Here is a 20,658-nt window from a genome sequence, read left to right as displayed (position 1 = left end):
TCCCTCTCCCCTCTGCGGGAGAGGGTGGCCCGCGAAGCGGGTCGGGAGAGGGGAGCGCCTTATCCGGAGAGGTCGTCCCCTCTCCCGTCTCGCATCCACGAGGCACCCGCCCCCCACGGAGGGGGGAGGGTTCGTCCCGTCTCAGACCACTCGCTTAAGCACCGCATATGGCAGTTGCGCGAACAGCGTCGTGAGATCGATACGCCCCTCGCCTGCCATCCGTTCCTCGCCGGTCACGAGATCGACCCATCGGCTCGCCTCCGGCACCGGCAGCACCGTTCCGGAAAAGCCCGCGCCCGACCAGCCTTCGCCGCCGACGAGATCGGCGACTAGCCGAGGCACGGCGACGAGGAGGTCGCCCTCCCCGCTCGTGCTGTCGGAGCGGGTGAAGGCGAGCACGTGGTCGGCCTTCTCGCCCTTGGCCGGAACGGCGATGTAATCCGCGTCGGCATAGAACGAGGGCCGCGCGGCACGATCCGCCAGGAGCCGCGCCAAGGTCGCCTGCTTGACCCGTCCGTCGCGCCAGCTGCCGATCAGCGAGCGGGGATCGCCGGCCTCCTCAAGGGCGCCGGCAAGGCGCGCATAATCCACCGGCCGGCGGTTGTCGGGATCGACGAAGGAGAAATCCCAGGCCTCGGTGCCCTGATAGGTGTCGGGCAGGCCGGGCAACGTGCATTTCAGGACGGTGCGCCCGAGGCTCGCGATCATCCCGAGATGGGCGAGGCGCCGCGCGATCGGCCGCGTCAGCTGGAGGAACTTGGCGCCAGGCGCGATCAGCCCGGCAAAGAGCGCCTTGACGGCGTTCTCGTAGCCCTCGTCGACATTGACCCAGCTCGACCGGCGCTTGCCCTCGCGAAGAGCCTTCTCCGAATAGGCGTCGAGGCGCTTACGGAAATCCTCGATCACGGCTTCGTCGTCGTGGTCGAGGAGCTCGATCGGCCAGGCGCCGAGGATCGCCTGGAGGAACATCCACTGATCCTTGGCATCCGGCTCGAGACCGTCATCGCCCTTATGAAGATGGGCGCGGGCCGTCTGGCCGAGGATCGTCCAGGCTTCCGCCCAGACCTCCGGGAGCTCGGAAAGCGCCAGCAGCCGGGTGCGGGCATCCTCCCCGCGCTTGGTGTCGTGGGTCGCCGTCGTGATCATGGCGTTCGGCCAGTCGCGGGCCCGCGCCGCCTGCAGCGCGTGGAAATGTATGGCGTCGATGCCATACTCGCCGGGGTCGCCGCCGACCTCGTTGAGCGCCAGCAACTCGCTGAAGCGATAGAACAAGGTGTCTTCGAGGCTCTTGGCCATGACCGGGCCGGTGAGCTGCTGGAAGCGGCGGCGGAAACGAAGGATCACGGCGGGTTCCGGGCGCCCCGGTCCGTCGGTTTCGATGCGTCCGAGCAGCGCGTCGGCCGCGAAGTCGTGGACCGATCGATCCGGCAACGAACTCCAGCGCTTGGCCTTGGCGACGGCGCCTTCGATGAGTTGCACGTCGTCGTCCTCGACATCGCTCTCGTCGAGATCGCCGGGCAGGTAGGAGCGATAGGTCGGGAAGCGGGCGATGATCTCGATCAAGGCTCGGCGGATCGCGTTGACGGAGAAGTCGCGTGTGCGCCGGTCGGCGTCCGCGATCTGCTTGAGATCCGCCGTCATGACTTCGAGCTCGCTGGCGAAGCTGATCTCGATGATCTCGGCCTTGGCGGCGCGGAGCTGGAAGCCGTAGGGCTCGTCGTCGCCGGTGGCCCAGCGATAGAATTGGGTAACGCGGCTGTGGCGCTCCTGATCGACCAGGATGCCGTCGAGCTGATTGAGGACGTCGTAGCCGGTGGTGCCGGCGACAGGCCAGGGCCGCAGCTTCTCGCCCGGCTCCAGGATCTTCTCGACCACGACGTAGAAGCCCGGCCCGACCTCCGCCTGCAGGGCGCGAGCATAGCCGAGCGGATCGGCAAGGCCGTCGATATGGTCGATGCGCAGACCGTCGATCCGGCCTTCGCGAACGTGGCGGAAGATCGTCTCGTGCGACTTCTGGAAGATGTCGGACTTCTCGACCCGAAGACCGGCGAGGGAGTTCACATCGAAGAAGCGCCGGTAATTGATGTCGCTCGCCGCCACCCGCCAATGGGCGAGGCGGTAGGATTGCAGTTCGAGCAGCCGGTGCAGGGGACCGAAGCTGTCCGGGTAGCCCTCGACGCCGTTGAACAGCCGAAGCGTCCGCTCGATCGCGGCCTGGAGCGCCGGCGATGCGGCCACGGCCTCTGAGAGGCGCTGCTTCAGCTCGTCGGCCTCCTCGGGAAAACCACGGCGGCGGTCGAGCTTGGTCTCCTCACCCATCAGCCGAAGCTGCTCGGAGATGCTGAGCACCTCGTACGCCGCGGCGTCGCCGACATCCTCGAGGGCGGCCAGAGCGCGGTTGAGGATCGAGGGGTATTGAAGCGGGCAGATCGGGAAGGCGTGCTCGTAGTGCCAGACGCTGAAGGCCCCCTGCTCGGCATCGAACTTCAGGTCGAGCTTGCCGCTTTCCAGCGCCTCGCCGTAGCGGTCGCCGAGGAAGGGCACCACGAGCTTGTTGTTGGCGCCGAGCCGCGACCAGTCGATGTCGAAGGCGTGGGCGTAGGGCGAAAGCCCTCCCCATTCGAGCACCGAGAGCCACCACGGATTGTCGGCCCCGCCGACGCCCATGTGGTTGGGCATGATGTCGAGGAGAAGCTTGAGGCCGTGCTCGCGTAAGGCTTCCGAGAAGCGGACGAAGCCTTCCTCGCCGCCGAGCTCGGGGTTGATCGTCGAGTGGTCGGCGATGTCGTAGCCGTGGGTCGAGCCCGGCCGCGCCTTCTGGATCGGCGAGGCGTAGACGTGGCTGATCCCGAGCTTGGCGAGATACGGGACGATCGCCTCAGCGTCCGCGAAGGTGAAGCCCTTGTGGAACTGGAGCCGGTAGGTCGCCCGCGGCGGCGGCGAAGACAGGCGCGCGGCGCCGGAACGCGGCCCTCGGAACTCGGCCGAGAGCGCGGCGGCAAGCTTCGCCAGGGGACCACCCGGCGCCGCGATGGCTTCGAGGCTCCGGTCGAGCTTCCTCCGCCAGTTCGGATAGCCCTCGGTCGAGCCCGGTACGTTGGCCTGGCTCAGTTCGGAGACGACATCCTCGTACTGGACCGCCGTCAGCATCGAGGGCGCGCGGGCGAGATAGCGGGCGGCTGCCTCGAAGGGCGCCGCCTCCGGGGGATCGTAGCTCGGCAGGAGCTGGTCGGCCGCAAGCGCATCGGTCAGGCGCTGACGCTCGGTGACGCGGCCGACCCGCTCGGCCTCTGCGCGCTCGGCGTCGTAGAGCCCCAGGGCCTGGCGCGTATCGGTATCGACCACCCGCCACCATCCGACGAAGGTCGGCAGGTCGTGGGTCGTGATGGCGGTGAGCGCATCGCGCGGGTAGGCCGAGGGCGGCTTGAAGCGGCCGTCATGCTCGCGCTCGAAGGCGAGGATGCGGTAGCTCAGGATTCCGGCCTGCATCAGCGCGTCGGAGAAACCCTCGGGCGCGGTGCCGAGGTCCTCGGCGATGACGAGGCACTTGGAGCGGTGGCTCTCGAGGCGCAGGACCGCCAGCATCGCCTCGAACGGCATCGCCACGTAGGCGCCGTCCTTGGCAGAACCGTTCGACGGGATGAGGAACAGGCGGGCGAGCTGGAAGGCGTGATCGATGCGGATCGCGCCGGCATGGCGCATGTTCGCCTGCACCAGCGCCCTGAAGGCGGCGAGGCCGTCCTTCTCCATCTCGAGTGGATCGAAGGCGGGCAGGCCCCAATCTTGGCCTTTCGGGGCGAGGAGATCGGGCGGCGCGCCGATGGATACGCCGAGAGCGAAGCGCTCGGAATGGGACCACACCTCGGAACCACCGCGATCGGCCCCGACCGCGAGGTCGCGATAAAGACCGAGTCGCATGCCGGTGCCGAGGGCGGCCTCCGAGGCCGCACCGAGCTGAAGGTCGGCGAGGTATTGCAGCCAGACATGGTAGCTGACCGCCTCGGCGTGCTCGCGGGCAAAATCGGCCACCGCCTGCGAGCCGGCCGCGCGCATCTCTTCTGGCCAGTCGCCGACCCAATGCGCGCCGCGCGCCTGGAAATGCTCCGACAAAGCCTCGAAGCGGCCATGCGCTTCGAGATCTGCCCCTCCCGCCTCGCGAAACGCCCGGAAAGCCGGGTCGCGGTCGGTGCGGGCGGCGGAATCCTCCCAGAACGCCCGCAGCACAGGCGAGAGCACGGCCCAGACGCCCGCATGGTCGACGAGTGCCGATTCCTGCAACGCCTCGACCCGTCCCGCCATCTCGCCTAGCAGCGTGGCTGCCCGCGATCCCCTGAAGCCAGGAAGCGAGGCAGGTTCGATGAACAGGGTTTCAAGGAACAACCGCGACGAAGGCGAGTAGGGCGAGATTTTCGTTCGATCGGACTCGAAGAGGGCGTGGACCGGGCTGAGGCCCAGGAACGAAGCTCCCCGCAATCCCGCATCCCGTGCAGCACGGCCCGCATCAGCGTAGGAGCCGATGCCGAGGTTCTCCGGAGAACGAAGGCCATAAAGTTGCGCCGCCAGACCCCAGTCGCGAGCTCCATCGTCGGCATACGCTCGCGGGCGCCAGCAGCGCTTGGGCGCTGCGATCACCCAGGCTTCGGCACGTTTGTCGCCTAGACTGGCGGTCAGGCGATGATACCCAGGAGTGAGGGGCGGAAGTTGGAAGGTCGGCTCCGCACCTCCCGTTATCGCCGCGCGGCCCTCGCGCACCTGACCACGCTCGTCCACGAGACGCCAGGCGACGTGACCAGAACCGGACCGGGTACGGAGCGGGACATAGGTCGTACGCCGTGATTCCGCTGGCAGCAGCGAAGGGATCAACCCGCGGCGCAGGTCCTCGACGATGGCGAGGCTCTGCGTAATGGCGGCGTCGTCCTCGACGGCGATACCGAGCGCCGTGAGCATACCGCGACGCGTTTCGAGGCTGGTCTCCACCGGCTGGCCGAAGGCATCAGTGTATCCCGGCGCGACGCCGACGAGATCCGCAAGGGTTTCGAGGTCGACACTCATCAAAACGCTTTCGTAAGGAAGATGCCGGACCAAGACGGCAGCAGAAGATCGGGTTCGGCCGCGTCGCTCGACCAGATGGTGTGGGCGCCCTCGGCATTAGCCTCGAAATCGTCGAGCCCGAGATTGGCGATGAAGCGCAGCGATCCGGCCTCGAATCTCCAAGTACAATCGACGACATCTGCCCGGGGCAGACTCGCTTCGGATCCGAGATAGCGGGACTTCGTCAGGGGCACCACGGATTGCCGCCTGATCTGAAGCAGGTTGCGGGTATCGGCCCAGACCTCACGATGCCCTGGCTTATCGATCTCCGACCAATCGATCTTGGAGTCGAGGAATGTCTTCTTCTCGGTCGGATCGGGTATGACGGAGGTGTCGTCCGCGAAGGCAGCGAAGCTCTTGAACTCGCGGCGCCGACCCTCGCGCACCGCCTTGTTCAGCTCCTCGTCGGGAGCGAAATCGACGAAGAACAGGAAAGGCGCGGAGGCGGACCATTCCTCGCCCATCCAGAGCATCGGAATCTGCGGCGACAGAAGCAGGCTAGCGCGCGCCAGCGCGAGCTTCTTCGGATCGGACAAGGCGCTCAGGCGTTCGCCGAGCGCGCGGTTGCCGACCTGATCATGGTTCTGCAGGAACGTGACGAAGGCCGAAGGTGGCAGGTGTGCGGAAGGCTCGCCGCGCGGGTGGTTATCCAGCGTCGGGAACGGCTCGCCCTGATAAGCGAAGCCTTCGGACAGACAGCGCGCCAGATGCACCACCGGCTTGTCCGCGAAGCTCGCGTAGTAGCCCGCATCCTCGCCGGTCAGCAGCACGTGCCAGCAATGGTGGAGGTCGTCCGCCCATTGCGCGTCGTGCTGGATCGACCGGCCCGATGCGTCGCGCTCCAGCCACCGGGCCTGGTTGGCCTCGTTCTCGAGGACGAGGTGGATATGGCGACCGGGCAGCCGAGCCCGGATCGTCTCGCCCAGCTCGCCGATGAAGTGCGTCTCGGAATCGTCGAGGATGGCGTGGACGGCGTCGAAGCGAAGGCCGTCGAAATGGTACTCCTCAAGCCAGTACAGGGCGTTCTCGAAGAAGTAGTCGCGCACGACGCGGCCGCTCTCCTTGCCGTCGACGTTGATCCCGGCGCCCCAGGGGGTGGGATGGCGCTCGGTGAAGAACGTCTTTGCATAGGAGTGGAGGTAGTTTCCGGCGGGTCCGAAATGGTTGTAGACGACATCGAGGAAGACCATCAGGCCGAGCGAATGGGCATGGTCGATCAGGCGCTTGAGATCGTCGGGGCGGCCGTAGGCGGCATCAGGCGCGTAGGGCAGCACTCCGTCGTAACCCCAGTTGCGCGCGCCCTTGAAGTCGCCGAGCGGAAGGAGCTCGATCGCGGTCACGCCGAGGTCGCGCAGCTCCTCGAGTTTTCCGGCCAGAGCTGCGTAGGTGCCTTCCGGCGTCGCCGTGCCGACATGCAGTTCGTAGAGCACCGCCTCTTCCCACGGGCGGCCCGTCCACTTGGTGTCGGCCCAGGGATAGGAGCGCCCGTCGACGACCTCGCTGAGGCCGGACACATCGTCCGGTTGAAAGCGTGATGCCGGGTCGGGCACGACGAGATCGCCATCGATGCGATAGCCGTAGCGCGCGCCGGGCCGAGTTCCGGAGACGGTCGTGCGCCGCCATCCACCGCCCACAGCCGGAATCTCGTGATCTGACCCATCGACGACCAAGGTGACGTCGTTCGCGGTCGGCGCCCACAGCGCAAAGCGGATCCCGTCCTCGACCGGCTCAGCGCCGAATTGCATGGTGTGGGCGCGCTGCATCAGGCCGGCATCCTCGATGGTCCGTATCGGCGGGGCGGTCACGCCGTGTCTGAGAAGGCCTCACGGCCGAGTCTTGTTCCCGCATCGGACCTATGGCGTGACGGCGGGTCGGCAACCCGACGAGTCCGAGGAATTGTGCAGCGCCAAACGGAGTGGAGAATCGACAGGGTTGCATGTGGTGACGACGTAGCGGCAGCTTGGAGTTGCTCGTCTCTCTCGTGCTGCTGGAACCTGAACGCGCCACTTCTCCTTACCTTGCGCCGACAAAGGCACGAGGAGACGACCATGAGCCGTGGATATCCGTCGATGACGGCATTGCTGGGTTTGCTGGCGGTCGCCGGCTTCCAGAACAGGGATAAGATTGCCGAGATGCTCGGCGGTCTCGGTAAGGCGCCGGGTGGTCAGCCCAATCAGCCAGGGCAGGCCGCCGATCAAGGTGGTCTGAGTGGCATTCTTGGAAGCATTGCGGGAGCTTTGGGCGGCGCAGGAGCCGGCGGCTTCCTCGGCGGCGGCGTTGGCGAACTCGTTGATCGCTTCAAGCAGGCAGGCCAGGGCGAGACAGCCGATTCCTGGGTGAATCACGGCCCAAACCGTGAGATCGCTCCGCCTCAGCTCGAACAGGCGATAGGTCCCGATGTGCTAGCGACCTTGTCGCAGCAGACGGGTCTCTCTCGGGAGGAGCTGTTGTCTCGCCTCTCCCGCGAGCTTCCTAAAGCGATCGACCAGTATACCCCGGACGGCCGTGTCCCGGCTTGACACTTACCCGCGCGAGAAGCTCGCTCCGTAAGCTGAAGCCGAGCGGGCGCGCAGGACGAAGAGGGAGCGGCTTTCGAGCCGCACCCGAGCGCCGGGTGGAAACAATGCTTGGCCAGCCGGCACCGACCCGGTCGATCGCGTGGTATCGAAGATTACCATCCATGGCCCGCTAATGACCGTCGCGAGGGTGAAGTCGCACGGTTCCTCGCCGGCATTGGCAAGGATCAGCAGGCGGTCGGCTTCAGGCAGATCGTTGCCGATCTGCATTCCGAAGGCGCGGCGGTCGCCGTCGCCCCAATCTGAGCCTTGCATCTCGTGGCCGTCGGGCGAGAGCCAGTGGACGTCCCGTAACGCCTCGTCCGGATCGATGGCAGCTCCGGTGAGGAAGGAGCGCCGGCGCAGGGCCGGCTGTTCGCGGCGCAGGCGCGTCAGGTGAGCAAAGAAGGCGGAGAGACCCGGATCGGGATCGTTCTCCCAATCCACCCAGCTCGTCTCGTTGTCCTGAGCATAGGCGTTGTTGTTGCCGCCCTGGCTGCGGGACCGCTCGTCGCCCATGAGGATCATCGGCACGCCCTGGGCCAGCATGATCGTCGCGAGAAGGTTGCGCTTCTGGCGGGCACGCAGGGCGAGAATCGCCGTATCGTCGCTGTGGCCCTCAGTCCCGTAGTTGCGGGACAGGTTGTGTCCGTGGCCGTCGCGGTTCTCCTCGCCATTGGCCCAGTTGTGCTTGTGTTCGTAGGAGACGACGTCGGCGAGGGTGTAGCCGTCATGGCTCGCAGCGTAGTTGATGCTGGCTTGCGGCGGACGACCGGAGGGCCCGAAGATCTCTCGCGAGCCGGACAGGCCCTGCGTCACCTTGCCGAGCATGCCCGGATCGCCGCGCCAGAAGCCGCGGACGCTGTCGCGGAACTGGTCGTTCCACTCACTCCATCCCTTCGGATAGCCGCCAAGCTGGTAGCCGCCGTCGCCGATATCCCAGGGCTCCGCGATCATCTTGATCCGGGCGAGGATGGGATCCTGCGCGATGGCCTGGAAGAAGGCGGCCTTCGCGGTGAAGTCGTGAGGTGCGCGCCCCAGCGCCGAGGCAAGGTCGAAACGGAAGCCGGCCACGCCGTAGGCGGTCACCCAATGCCGCAGCGAGTCGAGCACGAGCTGCATTACCCGCGGATGGTCGAGGTTGAGGGTGTTGCCGCACCCGGTGCAATCGACGTCGCGGCGGCGATCATTCGGGTCGAGCTTGTAGTAGCTCGCGTTGTCGATGCCGCGGAAGGACAAGGTAGGCCCAAGCCTGTCGGCCTCCGCGGTGTGGTTGTAGACGACGTCGAGATAGACCTCGATCTCGGCCGCCGCCAATTCGCGGATGGCAGCCTTGAGGCCCCCGATCCCGGCTGGGCCGAGATAGCGCGGCTCTGGGGCGAAGTAGCCGAGCGGCTGGTAGCCCCAGAAGTTGACGAGCCCCTTCTCGACGAGGAAGCGATCGTCGACGAAGGACTGGATCGGCAGCAGCTCGATGGCGGTCACGCCGAGCTTGAGCAGGTGCTCGATGATCGCCGGGTGGGCCAGGGCGGCATAGGTACCGCGTTCGTCCTCGGGGATTGCGGGATGGCGTTGGGTCAGCGCCTTGACATGAGTCTCGTAGATCACCGTCTCGGAGAGCGGTCGGCGCGGCGCGAAGCCATGGCCCGGCACCGCGATCTCCGGTCCGGTGACGACCGCCTTCGGCATATGGATCGCGCTGTCGCGCCGGTCGATCTGGTCCTCCCGCTGGAGGCTTCGCCGGTGGCCGTACAGCGAGTCGTGCCAGCGCACGCGCCCGCTGATCTCGCGGGCATAAGGATCAAGGAGGAGTTTTGCCGGATTGAATCGATGGCCGTGGACAGGGTCCCAAGGTCCGTGGACCCGATATCCGTAAAGCTGTCCGGGGAATACGCCGCGAAGATAACCGTGCCAGATATCCTCGGTGCGGCAGGGAAGACGAATGGTGTGATGCTCGTGGCGCTCGCCCGGCCCGAACAGGCAGAGATCAATGGACGTCGCGTGCTCCGAGAACAGCGCAAAGTTTACGCCCCGGCCATCGAAATGCGCGCCCAAAGGATATGGCACGCCGTCATCGATGCCGATCATACGCTGGTGGTCCCTGCAATCTCGAGAGGAGCAGGAACTTAGCCGCTGGGCCAGGACCGTCAAATGTCGACGGTCGCCACCAGAGCGCCGCGGTCGCTACTCCGCCGCCGCGGCGGCCGGGCGTGGCGGCTCGCGCTCGATGGTCCGAAAGTTCTCGAGATCCGACATGAAGTTGCGGGCCCACCAATCGACGTCCTCGCGGGTCATCCGCTCGGCCATCGGCTTCCAGCGTTCGAGTCGCTCGCTCCGCGGCATGTAGAGTGCGGTCCGAATTGCCTCGGCGACCTCGAAACGATCGTAGGGGTTGACCAGCAGGGCCTCGGGCAGCTGCCGCGCCGCGCCGGCGAACTTGGACAGCACGAGCACGCCAGGATCGTCGGGGCTCTGCGCCACGACGAACTCCTTGGCGACGAGGTTCATGCCGTCGCGCATTGGCGTCACCAGCCCGACCCGGGCAGCGCGGTAGAGTCCGGCGAGGACGGGCCGTGGATAGGCCTTGGTGACGTACTGGATCGGCGTCCAGTTCGGCTCGCCGAGCGATCCGTTGATCTCGCCGACGGTCTGGTTCACCTCGCGGCTGAGTTCCTCGTATTCCGGGACCTCGGTGCGGGATTTCGGCGTGATCTGGATGTAGACGACGTTCCCGCGTTGGTCCGGGTTAGACGCGAAAAAGCGATCGACCGCTTCCATCCGCTCAGGCACGCCCTTGGAATAGTCGAGTCGATCGACGCCGATCAGCAGCTTCCGAGTTCTCAGGCCTGACAGCGTCTCGCGGACGATCTTGTTGGCTCCCGCGTTCTCGGCCGCTTCCTTGAACCCGGCGACGTCGATGCCGATCGGGAAGCTGCGGATACGAGTGCGCCGCCCCTCGACCATCAGTGAACCGCCACCAAGGGGTATCGCCCGCAACTCGTCGATCAGATTGCGCGAAAGGTTGTGAACGTCAGGATCGGTCTGAAGGCCGATGAGGTCGTAATCGGCGATAGCGCGCAGCAAGTCGCCGCTTGCCGGAAGGGTGTTGAACACGTCTGCCGCCGGCCACGGAATGTGGTGGAAGTAACCGATAGGGTTGGCGATGCCGAGGCCACGCAGCTCCGCCGCGAGGGGCAGCAGGTGGTAGTCGTGCACCCAGATGATGTCGTCGGGCTCAATCAGCTTCGCCAGCGCACGGGCGAAGATACGGTTGACGCGAAGATACCCGGCATAGTCCGAACGCGAAAATGCCCCGAGTCCGAGGCGGTAATGCATGATCGGCCAAAGGGCCCGGTTCGCGAACCCGCTATAGTACTCTCGATGATCCTGCGGAGAGAGATCCACCACCGCATACTGTATGCGTCCGCGATCGATGATGGTCGGCTCGGTCGAGGGCGTCTCAGTGACGTTGCCGCTCCAACCGAACCATAGCCCTTCGTAAGCTGTGAAGGCTTCCTTGACGGCGACCGCCAAACCGCCGGCGGCGACCGTCTTGTTCTCGTCAGGAACGGCGACGCGGTTGGAGACGATGACGAGGCGTGCCACGCAGGTGGGCTCCGGTCCTTCGGCTCGGCACGACGACAGCGCCTTGCCGCAATGAAACTGTGCAGTGAACGCGCAGAAACCGTTCCTGATCCGTCCCAACAGCCAAACGCATTTGCGTGGTCGCGGTCAAGGAGTTCGACCGAGCTTCCCCATGTTGCGTCGCCGGATGGAAGCCTCAGGCGCTGCCTGCGACGACGGGCCCGCCCGTTCACGAAGGCTTCGGCAGGAACGTCCACAACGGAACCGCCTCTCTGTCGTGAATGTTACCGAGGCAGAACATTGGTCCGCAGAGCACTCCTCATCCGTAGAGCGCTGCCCGCACGACCGATAAATCTGAATAATCCGGAAGAAGGAGAGTTGTCCGTGAGCGCAACACATGCCCCAGGGCAGACCGAAGCCAGTTCCCCGGCGGGGAACACGGCCTCCCAGCCGGACCTGAAAACGCTTCGCGACGATGTCGACGATATCAAGGACCTGGCCCTTGAGCGCGGTAAAGGCTTCGTCGACGCGGCCAAGGCTCAGGCCACCGATTATGTCGACCGCCGCAAGGGAGATGCGGCGCAATCGGTCCACGACCTTGCCCGCGGTTTGCGCGATTCCAGCAAGACGTTCGACGATAAGCCCAACATCAAGGCCTTCTTCGATAGCGCGGCTGATGGCCTCGAACAGCTTGGTGGATCCATCGAGAATCGGAGCTTTGCCGATTTCTACGATGACGCGGAAGCTTTTGCCCGGCGCGCCCCGGTCGCCGTTGCCGTTGCGACCTTCGTCACAGGGTTCATGGTCGCCCGCTTCATCAAGTCGTCCAGCGTGTCGCAGACGAGCGACCGCTACGACGGCTATCGCGCCTGAGGGTACTCCGATGTCCAACGGAACTCCGTCAAGCATCCAGGGGCTCATCGGCGACGCCTTGCGCGAAACCAACGAGCTCGCTCGCAAGGAGATCGCCCTCTTCCGCAACGAGATGACGAGCAATATCCGCTCGCTCTTCCTCGGCATTGCGATGCTCGTTGGAGCAGCGGTCTTCGGCGTCGTGGCGATGCTCGTTCTCGTGGACGCCTTGGTTAAATGGCTCGCCACGGTCGTCAATTCGGAAGCCCTGGCCGCACTCATCGTTGGCGGCGTGATGCTCGCCGTAGCCGTCGGCCTCGCCCTATGGGGCCGCAGCGCGATGTCGCTGTCGACCCTCGCGCCGACGCGGACCACCCGGCAGGTCCGCGAAGATGCGCGCACTCTTTCCGAAAGGGTCTCGGGATGACCGGTTCGCTCAACGAACTCGAACAGGAAATCGAGGCGAGCCGAGCTCGCCTCGATCAGACCATCGATCGGATCCAGGATCGCCTGTCGGTGTCCAGTATCGTGGACGAGATGATCGGCAATGTACGCAAGACACCGCTGAATGGCGCCTATGACGGCGTTCTTCAGGCAATCCGCAACAACCCGGTACCCGTACTCTTGATAACGGCCGGGGTTGGCTGGCTTCTTCACCGAATGTCAGGAGATGCCATGCGGCAGGCCGAGCGCCGCCGCGTGCAGCGGGCGGCCGAGGAACTCCCCGTCCTTCGGAACGGCAGCGACCGTGTCTACGACCCTGACATACCGACCCGTCATCCATCCGCAGGACTTCGCGAGGAGACTCAGATCTGAGGCGACGGGCCTAAAGCGTCCGATCGTTCCATCCACAACACGATCCAGCCGCCGATGCGGCGTTCCACCAAAACCCGTCGCGGCCGACGACGAAGCAGGAGTTCACGACCATGAGCACCACCAACACCACCATCGGCGGTCCAGGCACGTCGCCCGATGACATCGCCGCCGCGGCCGGACTGCCGCGCGGTTCCTCCAAGCCAGTCGGGGACGCCCTCGATGCGAACCGACGCCTGGTAGAGGAGGCCTCCGATCCCTCGCAACACGCCAAGTCTCGCTCTACGAAGGCTTCGGATGCGGCGACCGACGTTTTGAACAGGGCAAAGGAAGGCGTGACATCCGCTGCCACCAACATTGGCGAGCGCGTGGCGCAGACCGCGGAAGGTCTGCGCGGCCAGGCATCCCAAGCCTACGATGACACCCGCGAATGGGCGTCGGACCAGCACGCCACCCATCGTCGAAAGATCGGGGACCTTTCTGGCCGTGGACAGGAGCGAATCCAGCAAGGCCGCAGCGCCGTGGAGGGCTTCGTGTCCGAGAACCCGCTCCTCGTCGGCGTCGTTGGCGTTGCCGCCGGGCTTCTACTTGGCGCACTGCTTCCTCGCACCCGCGCCGAGAACGAGGCGGTCGGTCCATGGGCCGACGACCTTCGCGACCAGGGCTTGCGCTATGCTCAGGACATCACCAATCGGGGTCGTCAGTTCGTCGAAACGGCGCTCGATCCGGACAATCTCAGCGCTGCCACCGAGCGGTCTACAAGCCAGGACCAGGGTCAGCCTGCTGCTGCGTCCGGACCGCGAACGCACTGACGCCTTGTTGCTTAGATGACTCTCGGCAAGGGCGGTGCAGGATGCGCACCGCCCTTGTTTCATGTCGGTGCCCCGATCATCGTGCGGCTTTCTTGAGCGCCTGGAGGTCACCTGCGCCAACATGGAACCCACGCCTGCCAAGCTGCTCTGGAACGGCGACACTGCCTTCACGGTGGAGTTCGGCGAGTCCATCAACGGGGATCTTAACGACCGAGTTCTGGCACTCGACGGGGTCCTTCGTGAAACTGGCCTCGACGGCATCGTCGAGACGGTCCCGACTTACCGGTCCCTCACCGTCCACCTCGATCCCGTCGCCGTCGATCCATCGACCCTGGCGGCAAACGTCTTGAGCCTAGCCCAGCACAAGGTCGGACCGGCAATCCGCTCGCGGACCTGGCGGATTCCCGTAGTGTACGGCGGCGAGTTCGGCATCGATCTCGAAGCCGTCGCGTCGCATCACGGCATCGGAGCGGACGAGGCGGTGAACATCCACGCGAGCGCCGAATACCGCGTCTTCATGCTGGGCTTCCTGCCCGGCTTTGCCTATCTTGGTGGCCTCGACCCGCGCCTTGCCCTGCCCAGACGCGTGAATCCGCGATCAATCACGCCGGCGGGAACGATCTCGATCGGCGGCGCACAGGCTCTCGTCGCCAGCATCGCCGCGCCGAGCGGGTGGCATCTCCTGGGGCGAACGCCGGTGCGAACCTTCCGACCGGGCGACGATCCGATCTTCCTCTTCGAGCCTGGCGACCGGGTACGCTTCGAGCCGATCGACGCTGATCGCTGGGATGAGCTCGACCGGGCCGCGCAGGCTGGTGAGCGCATCGCCGGTTTTGTAGAGGAATGAGCGGTACGGCCCTCGTCGTCCTGCGCTGCAGCGGCCTTGCAAGCCTTCAGGATGGCGGCAGGCCAGGCTACCAGCGATATGGCCTCTCCGTGTCTGGCCCCATGGACCCGCTCGCCATGGCGTCTGCTAATGCGCTGGTGGGCAACGCCCCGGCTGTATCCGCCGTCGAGTTCGGCCTCGGCGGCGGAAGCTTTCGAGCGGAGGGCGCAGAACTTCACCTCGCGATCGCGGGTGCTGTCGGTGTCGTCACCGTCGACGGCAGACCGCTGATCGGCTCCCGGTCCTTCACGCTCTCGGACGGAGCCGAAATGACGATCGCTCCGCCCCGCCAAGGCAGCTTCGGCTATCTTGCCGTCGCAGGCGGCTGGCTGACCAAGCCCGTCCTCGGGAGCGTCGCGCTCCACCTGCGCGCGGGCATCGGCAGCCTTGCAGGCACGCCGCTCAAGGACGGCGACAGGCTCAAAGCCACGCCGACGTCACGGCGCCTGCCCGACTACGCTCTCGAATCTGCTCCCCTCTATGGCGGGGAGCCGATCCGCGTGATTCTCGGTCCCCAGGAGGACCATATCTCCGACGACGGCCTGCGGACTTTTCTCGGAAAGGTCTTTACCCTCTCGCACCAAGCCGATCGCATGGGCTACCGGCTCGACGGTCCGGCCATCGCGCACGGTGCAAAGGGCTTCAACATCGTTTCGGACGGTACCGCGCCGGGATCGATCCAAGTGCCGGGCAACGGCAGTCCGATCGTGCTCATGGCCGACCGGCAGACCACGGGAGGCTACCCTAAGATCGCGACGGTCATTTCCGCTGATCTGCGCCGCGTCGCCCAGCGAAGGCCTGGCGATGAGATCCGCTTCGCTGCCGTCGACCTCGCTACGGCGAGGGACGCCGCGCGAGCGCTGGCGTCTCGGATACGGGACTTGCCACGGTCCCTGCGAGACGCGGAAATGGCAGAGATCGAGCGGCTCAGCCGCGCCAACCTCGCAGGCGATGTGGTCGACGCCATGGCCGAGCAGCCATGACGGACACCATCTCGACGCGAGCGGATCGGCCGGCTATCGAGCGCCCATGAAGACGGCCGATTGCGACATCCTCATCCTTCCGGGCCTTGCGGGCTCCGGCGAAGAGCATTGGCAGGCCCGCTGGGCCAGCCGGCTCTCCACCGGGCGCATCGTCGAGCAGGACGACTGGCACAATCCCGATCCGGATGCCTGGTGCGGCCGCATTGTCGAAGCGGTCGCCCAGGCGAGCCGTCCGGTCGTCGCCATCGCCCACAGCCTCGGCGTCGTCGCCACGGTACTGGCGGCGCCGCGCTTCCCGCAGGGCGTCGTGCGCGGCGGCATTCTCGTGGCGTTTCCCGATGTCGAGACGACGCCGAACCTGCCTGACAGCGTTCGCCGCTTCGCACCGGTTCCGCGCGATCCCCTGCCCTTCCCGGCCCTGGTGGTGGCGAGCCGGAACGATCCCTATTGCAGCTACGAGCGTGCCGAGGATTTCGCCTATTCCTGGGGCGCCGCGATGGTCGATGCGGGCGAATCCGGCCACATCAACGTCGCCAGCGGCCACGGCCCCTGGCCGGAGGGGCTGATGCGGCTCGCCGGCTTCATGAAGGGCCTTTGATCAGGCCTACGGCTTCTCCTCCGTCGAGGCGCGCAGCAATTCGCTCGCGACGTCGATGAGGCGTGGCGGCTCCTCGCGGATGAAGGGCAGCGGCCGGCATACCGCCATGGCGGCGAGCCCGAAGCGCGCGGTCATCAGCCCGTTGAGAACACCCTCCCCGAGCTTGGCCGAAACGCGGGCCGCGATGCCGAGGCCGAGCACCTGCTGCATCATGCTCTCGCCCACTGCCATGCCTCCCGTGGCGGTGAGATGGGCGAAGGCCGAGCGTGCGAGGCGGATGAAGCCTAGGAAGCCCGGCCGGCCGCCATAGATCGTCGCGATCCGCCGGAGCAGGCGCACCGCCACGAAGACCACGAAGGCGACGTCGACGATGGCGCGGGGGCTGAGTGCCGTCACCGCCGAGACCTGCTTGGCGGACGCCGCGATCGCGTTGCGAGCCTGCCTGTCGAGGGGCGAAAGCAGCTCGTGCTCGGCGATGCCGAGACGGTCGTCGACGTCGAGGATCGCGTCGCCGAGTGTGTCCAGGCGCTGACGTCCTGCTTTGAGAACGGCCCTGTCGGCGTAGAGCGCGGCGAGATCGCGGACGACCGATTGCGCCTGGCTGTGGTCCCGCGTCGCGACGGCCTCCATCGCCCGCCCGCGCAGGGCCTCGATCTGTCGCTCGCGCCAGACCCCGCCGAGCTCACGCGCGACGATGGCCAGGAAGGCGATGCCGGCAAGTGCCAGGAGCACGAGCGCGACCCAGCCGAGCCAGGGCGCCGCCGAGAACAGGTCGGCGATCAGCCGCTCGAGCGATAGCCCGACCCCGAGGGAGACGAGCCCGCCGAGGGCGACGAACAGGATCGACAGCCACGGCGCCCTCGCCTTGGGCGCCACCGGCACCGGCGTCCCGTCGGCGGCGTCGACGATCTCGAAGGGTTCTTCGACGATGCGGACGGTGCTCGGCGTAACCACAGCCTCGACGGCCGAGGAATCATCGGCAGAGGGGATGCGGAAGGCGCGGGGACGCTGTGTCGAGGTCATGTCGCGACCTTTCGGGGGCGATCAGGCAAGCTTGTCTCCGATCAGGAACTGCATCGCTCGGTCCAGCCGGATCTGAGGCAGATGGCCGGGGCGGCCCAGCGCATCGGCCTTGATCGCGGGCGGGCGGAAGCGTGGAAAGCGCAAGGAACCCGGCGGCACCGCGCCGTCAAGGACGGCCTCCGGGCGGGCCGGAAGCTCGCCGGGGAAGATCGCGGCCTCGCTCAACCCGTCGAAGACCTCGTCGCCGACGATCTCGCCGGCCTCGGGCGTGCCGGATACCGCCCGAAGGATTTCGTTGCCGTCATGGATCGTGGTCTCTCGCGTCGCCCGCACCGAGGCCAGCGCGACGGTACCGACGCGGGCGCCCGCCGCCTCGGTACGGCGCATGGCGCGCGAGACGAGATGGCGCAGGAGCGCGTCGAGGCGGTCGTGGCTGGTCTGGTGCAGGTGATCCGCCTTGGTGGCGGCGAACAGGATGCGCTCGGCCCGCGGCGCGAACAGGCGAGACAAGATGGTGTTGCGGCCGATGCGGAAGCTGAGGAGCACCGCGTCGAGGGCCTCCTCGAGCTCGGCGAGGGCGGCAGGCCCGGCATCCACGGCGGCGAGAACGTCGACGAGGACGATTTGGCGGTCGACGCGCTGGAAATGGTTGCGGAAGAACGGCTCGACCACCTTCGCCTTGTAGGCCTCGAAGCGCCGCTCCATCAGGCCCGCGAGGCTGTCGGGGCTCAGCGGCTCGACGAGGTTGTCCAGCGGCGCGAAGGTCAGGGCCGGCGAGCCGGCGAGATCGCCCGGCATCAGGAACCGGCCCGGCGGGGTCGTCGCCACCGCTTCGGGCCCAGCCCGCAAGGCGGCGAGGTAGGTCTTGAAGGCCGTGCTCGCCTGCTCGGCGACCACCTCGTCGAGGGGCGCCTGCGGATCGAGGGCCTTGAGGGTGTCGAGCCAGGGCGCGGCGGCCTCGGCCCGGCCGCTTCGCCTCGTGCCGGCGATGGTAGCGCGCGACCAGCCGGTATAGCTCTGGTCGATCAAGGCGAGGTCGAGGAGCCATTCGCCTGGATAATCGACCACGTCGAGCATCAGGGTCCCGGGACCCGAGCGCCAGCCTCCCGAGCGCTCGTACTCGATGGCGAGCCGGAACTGGCTGATCCTGTCCGTGGATCGCGGCCAGACGCGCGGGCCGCTCAGTGCCGAGTAATGATCCTCGAAGGGAAAGCGAGGGATGTCGTCGTCCGGCTGGGGCACCAGGCGGGCGCGCCGCAGGCGGCCTTCCTGTGACGGGGCGAAGGCCGGCAGGGGATGCGCCTCGACGAGATGATGGATCAGGGCGGTCGTGAACACCGTCTTGCCCGAGCGGGCGAGCCCGGTGACGCCGAGCCGGAGCGTCGGCTGGATCAGGAGATCGCTCGACGCTTCGGCGAAGGCCCGGACCGCCGATCCGGCGCGCGCGGTAAAGCTAGTCATCGGCGAGGGATCATGGGCAAGGGATCATGGGCGAGGGATCATTGACGGAAGGGCATGGGTGGCGGGGGGATCTTGGCGCGGGACCTTGGCGGCTGCGGTGAGGTGGCGCGCGGGAAGCGCGACCGCAAGGGCCGTCCCCGCCCGAGCCGGCTCCGGCTTTCACGGTCCGGCAGCCGGGGTGCCGGCCGCCAGGCGAGCGATCGCCCCCTCGACCAGAGCGGGACTGGCCCGAAGCGTGCCGAGCTCGACCGCGGACATCGCCAGCATGACGGGCGCGAGGTTGGCCGACGGCCGGCCATCGGCGGCGAAGAGCCCGAGATCGTCCTCGATCTTGACGCCGATACTGGCGGCGATCCGCGTGGCGTAGTTGCGGATGCGGGTCTCGTCGTTCGCACAGAGCGGCGGCGGGACGCTGAGGTCGAGGAGCGGGATCGATGGTCCGCCGGCTGCGATCGGAGGCAGGGCTGCGGCTTCCATTGCCAGGCGCTCCGCCAGAACGGCTACCGGCCGAGTGGGAACCTCGGGCTTCGCCCGCGGCTGGCGAGCGGGGGTCCCTGCCGCCTTGGGCTGCATCAGAAGCTCCGAGGGGCGCACCAGCAGTACCGACGGTTTGACGAGAAGAACCGAGGGCTTGACCAGCAGATTCGGATTTTGTGGAGCGGGCTCGGGTCTCGCGCTCGCCTCGCGGGCACGTACCGGAGGCCCGGGAGGCCGGCCGCGCGCCATCAGGGCGCGGGCTGACCAGGGCTGGACGCGAAGAGGCCCCGCGGACGGCGTCGGAGCACGCCGGGAGGCCGCCACTGCCTTCGGCATGCCGCCGCGGGTGTTGCGGGCAAGGTAGCGGGCGCGCAGATTCTTGCGCAGGCCGAGAGGCGCCACCTCCTTCGAGACCGGTCCCGTCGGCGCGGAGGCCAGGGCGGGCGATCGGCATTCGGCCGGCGCCCAGCGGCGTACGATGGAAAGGGCTGTGCGGCGGTTGAGGTCGCGGTAGTAGCGCCGCAGCAATTGCGCGGCCGCATCGGCTCCGGCGCCCGCCGTGGCGAAGCCGGTATGGCCTTCGGAATCGGCGCCGATCTCGCCGGTCCAACGGGCGCTTTTGATGCACCAGTAATTGTTGAGCCGGACGCAGCGGGCGACGAAGACCGGCTCGGTGGCGGCGTAGCGTGCGACGAGGGCAAGAGAGGCCGGACGCAGCGATTGTCCCGCCTCCGCCCGCCAGTTCGAGACCGCCCGTGCTTCGGTCGAGAAGACCGGCGCAGGTGCGGGTGCTTCAGCCGGCAGGGCGATGCGCATGGCGAGGTCGTCGGCGTTCCGCCGGACGACGTCGATTCCCTTTCTCATGCCGGGAAAGAGGGTCGTCGCGATCACGAGGGATGTCAGGAGCACGGGCGGTTCACGCTGTCGGAATGGCTCTCGGCAACGACGTCAGGGGGGAACGGTTCAATGAAGAGAACCGATCAAGCTTCCTCTTCCTCGAGGTCGCGCGGCCGGACGAAGCGGTCGACCTCGCCGGACCTGCGGCGGATATCCGCCCAGCCCGCGACGTCGAAGTCGATGACGGCGAGCGCCGCCGTCGGGAACTCGGTGGAGAGCTGGCGCTGCAAGGCCTCGGGGCCAGACCCTACGAGCGCCATGGCGAGATCCTGGATCCCCGGATTGTGGCCGACGAGGAGCAGGCTGGCCGAGTCGTCAGGCGCGGACCGGATTACCGCCAGCAGGGCTTCCGCCGGAGCTTCGTAGATCGCCTCGACGAACTCCGAAGGCGGGTTGCCGATGGCTTCGCGCACAGCGTCCCAGGTCTCGCGCGTCCTCGTGGAGGTCGAGATCACCGCGCGGTCGGGGCGAAGGCCCTCCTTAGCCATGTACTGCCCGATGAGGGGCGCGGCCCGGCGTCCGCGTGGGTTCAGCGGACGCTCGAGATCGCGAATTCCGGCCGGCCGGTCAGACTTGGCATGGCGCAACAGGATGAGGCGACGGCGAGCGTTATCGGGCACAGGAT

Annotated in this window: 16 protein-coding genes; 8 read left to right on the top strand and 8 right to left on the bottom strand. The window is 67.0% G+C overall.

Annotated features, from left to right (window positions below; all coding sequences use genetic code 11):
* Positions 1 to 141: 141 nt before the first annotated feature.
* Both K2Y56_RS01795 and treZ read right to left on the bottom strand, forming a co-directional pair.
* Positions 142 to 5,052, bottom strand: a complete 4,911-nt coding sequence (locus K2Y56_RS01795) for a malto-oligosyltrehalose synthase (protein WP_292504277.1) — start codon at positions 5,050 to 5,052, stop codon at positions 142 to 144.
* Positions 5,052 to 6,854 (bottom strand): malto-oligosyltrehalose trehalohydrolase, encoded by a 1,803-nt coding sequence (gene treZ / locus K2Y56_RS01790; RefSeq protein ID WP_292504394.1) that lies wholly within the window; start codon positions 6,852 to 6,854, stop codon positions 5,052 to 5,054. Before treZ ends, K2Y56_RS01795 begins: the two co-directional genes overlap by 1 nt.
* Before the next feature lie 285 nt (positions 6,855 to 7,139).
* Here treZ and K2Y56_RS01785 point away from each other — a divergent pair, with 285 nt between their 5' ends.
* A complete protein-coding gene (locus tag K2Y56_RS01785) occupies positions 7,140 to 7,610 on the top strand; it encodes a YidB family protein (protein WP_292504275.1) in 471 nt (156 codons plus the stop codon).
* 3 nt (positions 7,611 to 7,613) lie between these two features.
* Here the strand turns inward: K2Y56_RS01785 and glgX are convergent, their stop codons facing one another.
* Both glgX and K2Y56_RS01775 read right to left on the bottom strand, forming a co-directional pair.
* Positions 7,614 to 9,734, bottom strand: coding sequence for a glycogen debranching protein GlgX (gene glgX / locus K2Y56_RS01780; RefSeq protein ID WP_292504273.1), 2,121 nt, complete (start codon positions 9,732 to 9,734; stop codon positions 7,614 to 7,616).
* Between the two features lie 96 nt (positions 9,735 to 9,830).
* Entirely contained in the window at positions 9,831 to 11,252 is a 1,422-nt protein-coding gene (locus K2Y56_RS01775; RefSeq protein ID WP_292504271.1) for a trehalose-6-phosphate synthase, read from the bottom strand.
* Between the two features lie 435 nt (positions 11,253 to 11,687).
* Between K2Y56_RS01775 and K2Y56_RS01770 the strand changes: the two genes are divergently transcribed.
* The 7 genes from K2Y56_RS01770 to K2Y56_RS01740 all read left to right on the top strand — a co-directional run bounded on the left by K2Y56_RS01770 (position 11,688) and on the right by K2Y56_RS01740 (position 16,175).
* Entirely contained in the window at positions 11,688 to 12,104 is a 417-nt protein-coding gene (locus K2Y56_RS01770) for a hypothetical protein (RefSeq protein WP_292504391.1), read from the top strand.
* Between the two features lie 10 nt (positions 12,105 to 12,114).
* Entirely contained in the window at positions 12,115 to 12,510 is a 396-nt protein-coding gene (locus tag K2Y56_RS01765; protein WP_292504268.1) for a phage holin family protein, read from the top strand.
* Entirely contained in the window at positions 12,507 to 12,899 is a 393-nt protein-coding gene (locus K2Y56_RS01760; RefSeq protein WP_292504266.1) for a DUF3618 domain-containing protein, read from the top strand. Before K2Y56_RS01765 ends, K2Y56_RS01760 begins: the two co-directional genes overlap by 4 nt.
* A gap of 110 nt (positions 12,900 to 13,009) precedes the next feature.
* The gene (locus tag K2Y56_RS01755; RefSeq protein WP_292504263.1) at positions 13,010 to 13,708 is read left to right on the top strand and encodes a hypothetical protein; all 699 of its coding nucleotides are present in this window, start codon (positions 13,010 to 13,012) and stop codon (positions 13,706 to 13,708) included.
* Between the two features lie 121 nt (positions 13,709 to 13,829).
* Positions 13,830 to 14,555, top strand: a complete 726-nt coding sequence (gene pxpB, locus K2Y56_RS01750; protein WP_292504260.1) for a 5-oxoprolinase subunit PxpB — start codon at positions 13,830 to 13,832, stop codon at positions 14,553 to 14,555.
* Positions 14,552 to 15,577 (top strand): biotin-dependent carboxyltransferase family protein, encoded by a 1,026-nt coding sequence (locus K2Y56_RS01745; RefSeq protein ID WP_292504259.1) that lies wholly within the window; start codon positions 14,552 to 14,554, stop codon positions 15,575 to 15,577. Before pxpB ends, K2Y56_RS01745 begins: the two co-directional genes overlap by 4 nt.
* 46 nt (positions 15,578 to 15,623) lie before the next feature.
* On the top strand, positions 15,624 to 16,175 hold the full coding sequence (locus tag K2Y56_RS01740) for an alpha/beta hydrolase (protein ID WP_292504254.1): 552 nt from the start codon (positions 15,624 to 15,626) through the stop codon (positions 16,173 to 16,175).
* A gap of 6 nt (positions 16,176 to 16,181) precedes the next feature.
* Here K2Y56_RS01740 and K2Y56_RS01735 read toward each other — a convergent pair whose 3' ends face one another.
* From K2Y56_RS01735 to K2Y56_RS01720, 4 genes are all read right to left on the bottom strand, one after another.
* Positions 16,182 to 17,198, bottom strand: coding sequence for a YcjF family protein (locus tag K2Y56_RS01735; protein ID WP_292504253.1), 1,017 nt, complete (start codon positions 17,196 to 17,198; stop codon positions 16,182 to 16,184).
* Positions 17,199 to 17,219: 21 nt separating this feature from the next.
* Positions 17,220 to 18,659: a YcjX family protein gene (locus K2Y56_RS01730; RefSeq protein WP_292504251.1), complete on the bottom strand. Its 1,440-nt coding sequence runs from the start codon at positions 18,657 to 18,659 to the stop codon at positions 17,220 to 17,222.
* A gap of 159 nt (positions 18,660 to 18,818) precedes the next feature.
* Complete coding sequence (locus K2Y56_RS01725) at positions 18,819 to 20,045, bottom strand: hypothetical protein (RefSeq protein ID WP_292504248.1); 1,227 nt, start codon at positions 20,043 to 20,045, stop codon at positions 18,819 to 18,821.
* A gap of 71 nt (positions 20,046 to 20,116) precedes the next feature.
* Positions 20,117 to 20,653: a histidine phosphatase family protein gene (locus tag K2Y56_RS01720; RefSeq protein WP_292504246.1), complete on the bottom strand. Its 537-nt coding sequence runs from the start codon at positions 20,651 to 20,653 to the stop codon at positions 20,117 to 20,119.
* Positions 20,654 to 20,658: the final 5 nt, after the last annotated feature.

This window comes from Methylobacterium sp. (assembly GCF_019745455.1).
Taxonomy (GTDB): Bacteria; Pseudomonadota; Alphaproteobacteria; order Rhizobiales; family Beijerinckiaceae; genus Methylobacterium.
The sequence above is the reverse complement of the archived record's forward strand: the minus strand, read 5'-3'. Positions and strand labels throughout refer to the sequence as shown.

Coding starts and splice junctions, on each gene's coding strand:
- K2Y56_RS01795 (WP_292504277.1), bottom strand. CDS start 5,052: ATGAGTGTCGACCTCGAAACCCTTGCGGATCTCGTCGGCGTCGCGCCG.
- treZ (WP_292504394.1), bottom strand. CDS start 6,854: ATGCAGCGCGCCCACACCATGCAATTCGGCGCTGAGCCGGTCGAGGAC.
- K2Y56_RS01785 (WP_292504275.1), top strand. CDS start 7,140: ATGAGCCGTGGATATCCGTCGATGACGGCATTGCTGGGTTTGCTGGCG.
- glgX (WP_292504273.1), bottom strand. CDS start 9,734: ATGATCGGCATCGATGACGGCGTGCCATATCCTTTGGGCGCGCATTTC.
- K2Y56_RS01765 (WP_292504268.1), top strand. CDS start 12,115: ATGTCCAACGGAACTCCGTCAAGCATCCAGGGGCTCATCGGCGACGCC.
- K2Y56_RS01760 (WP_292504266.1), top strand. CDS start 12,507: ATGACCGGTTCGCTCAACGAACTCGAACAGGAAATCGAGGCGAGCCGA.
- K2Y56_RS01755 (WP_292504263.1), top strand. CDS start 13,010: ATGAGCACCACCAACACCACCATCGGCGGTCCAGGCACGTCGCCCGAT.
- pxpB (WP_292504260.1), top strand. CDS start 13,830: ATGGAACCCACGCCTGCCAAGCTGCTCTGGAACGGCGACACTGCCTTC.
- K2Y56_RS01745 (WP_292504259.1), top strand. CDS start 14,552: ATGAGCGGTACGGCCCTCGTCGTCCTGCGCTGCAGCGGCCTTGCAAGC.
- K2Y56_RS01740 (WP_292504254.1), top strand. CDS start 15,624: ATGAAGACGGCCGATTGCGACATCCTCATCCTTCCGGGCCTTGCGGGC.
- K2Y56_RS01735 (WP_292504253.1), bottom strand. CDS start 17,198: ATGACCTCGACACAGCGTCCCCGCGCCTTCCGCATCCCCTCTGCCGAT.
- K2Y56_RS01730 (WP_292504251.1), bottom strand. CDS start 18,659: ATGACTAGCTTTACCGCGCGCGCCGGATCGGCGGTCCGGGCCTTCGCC.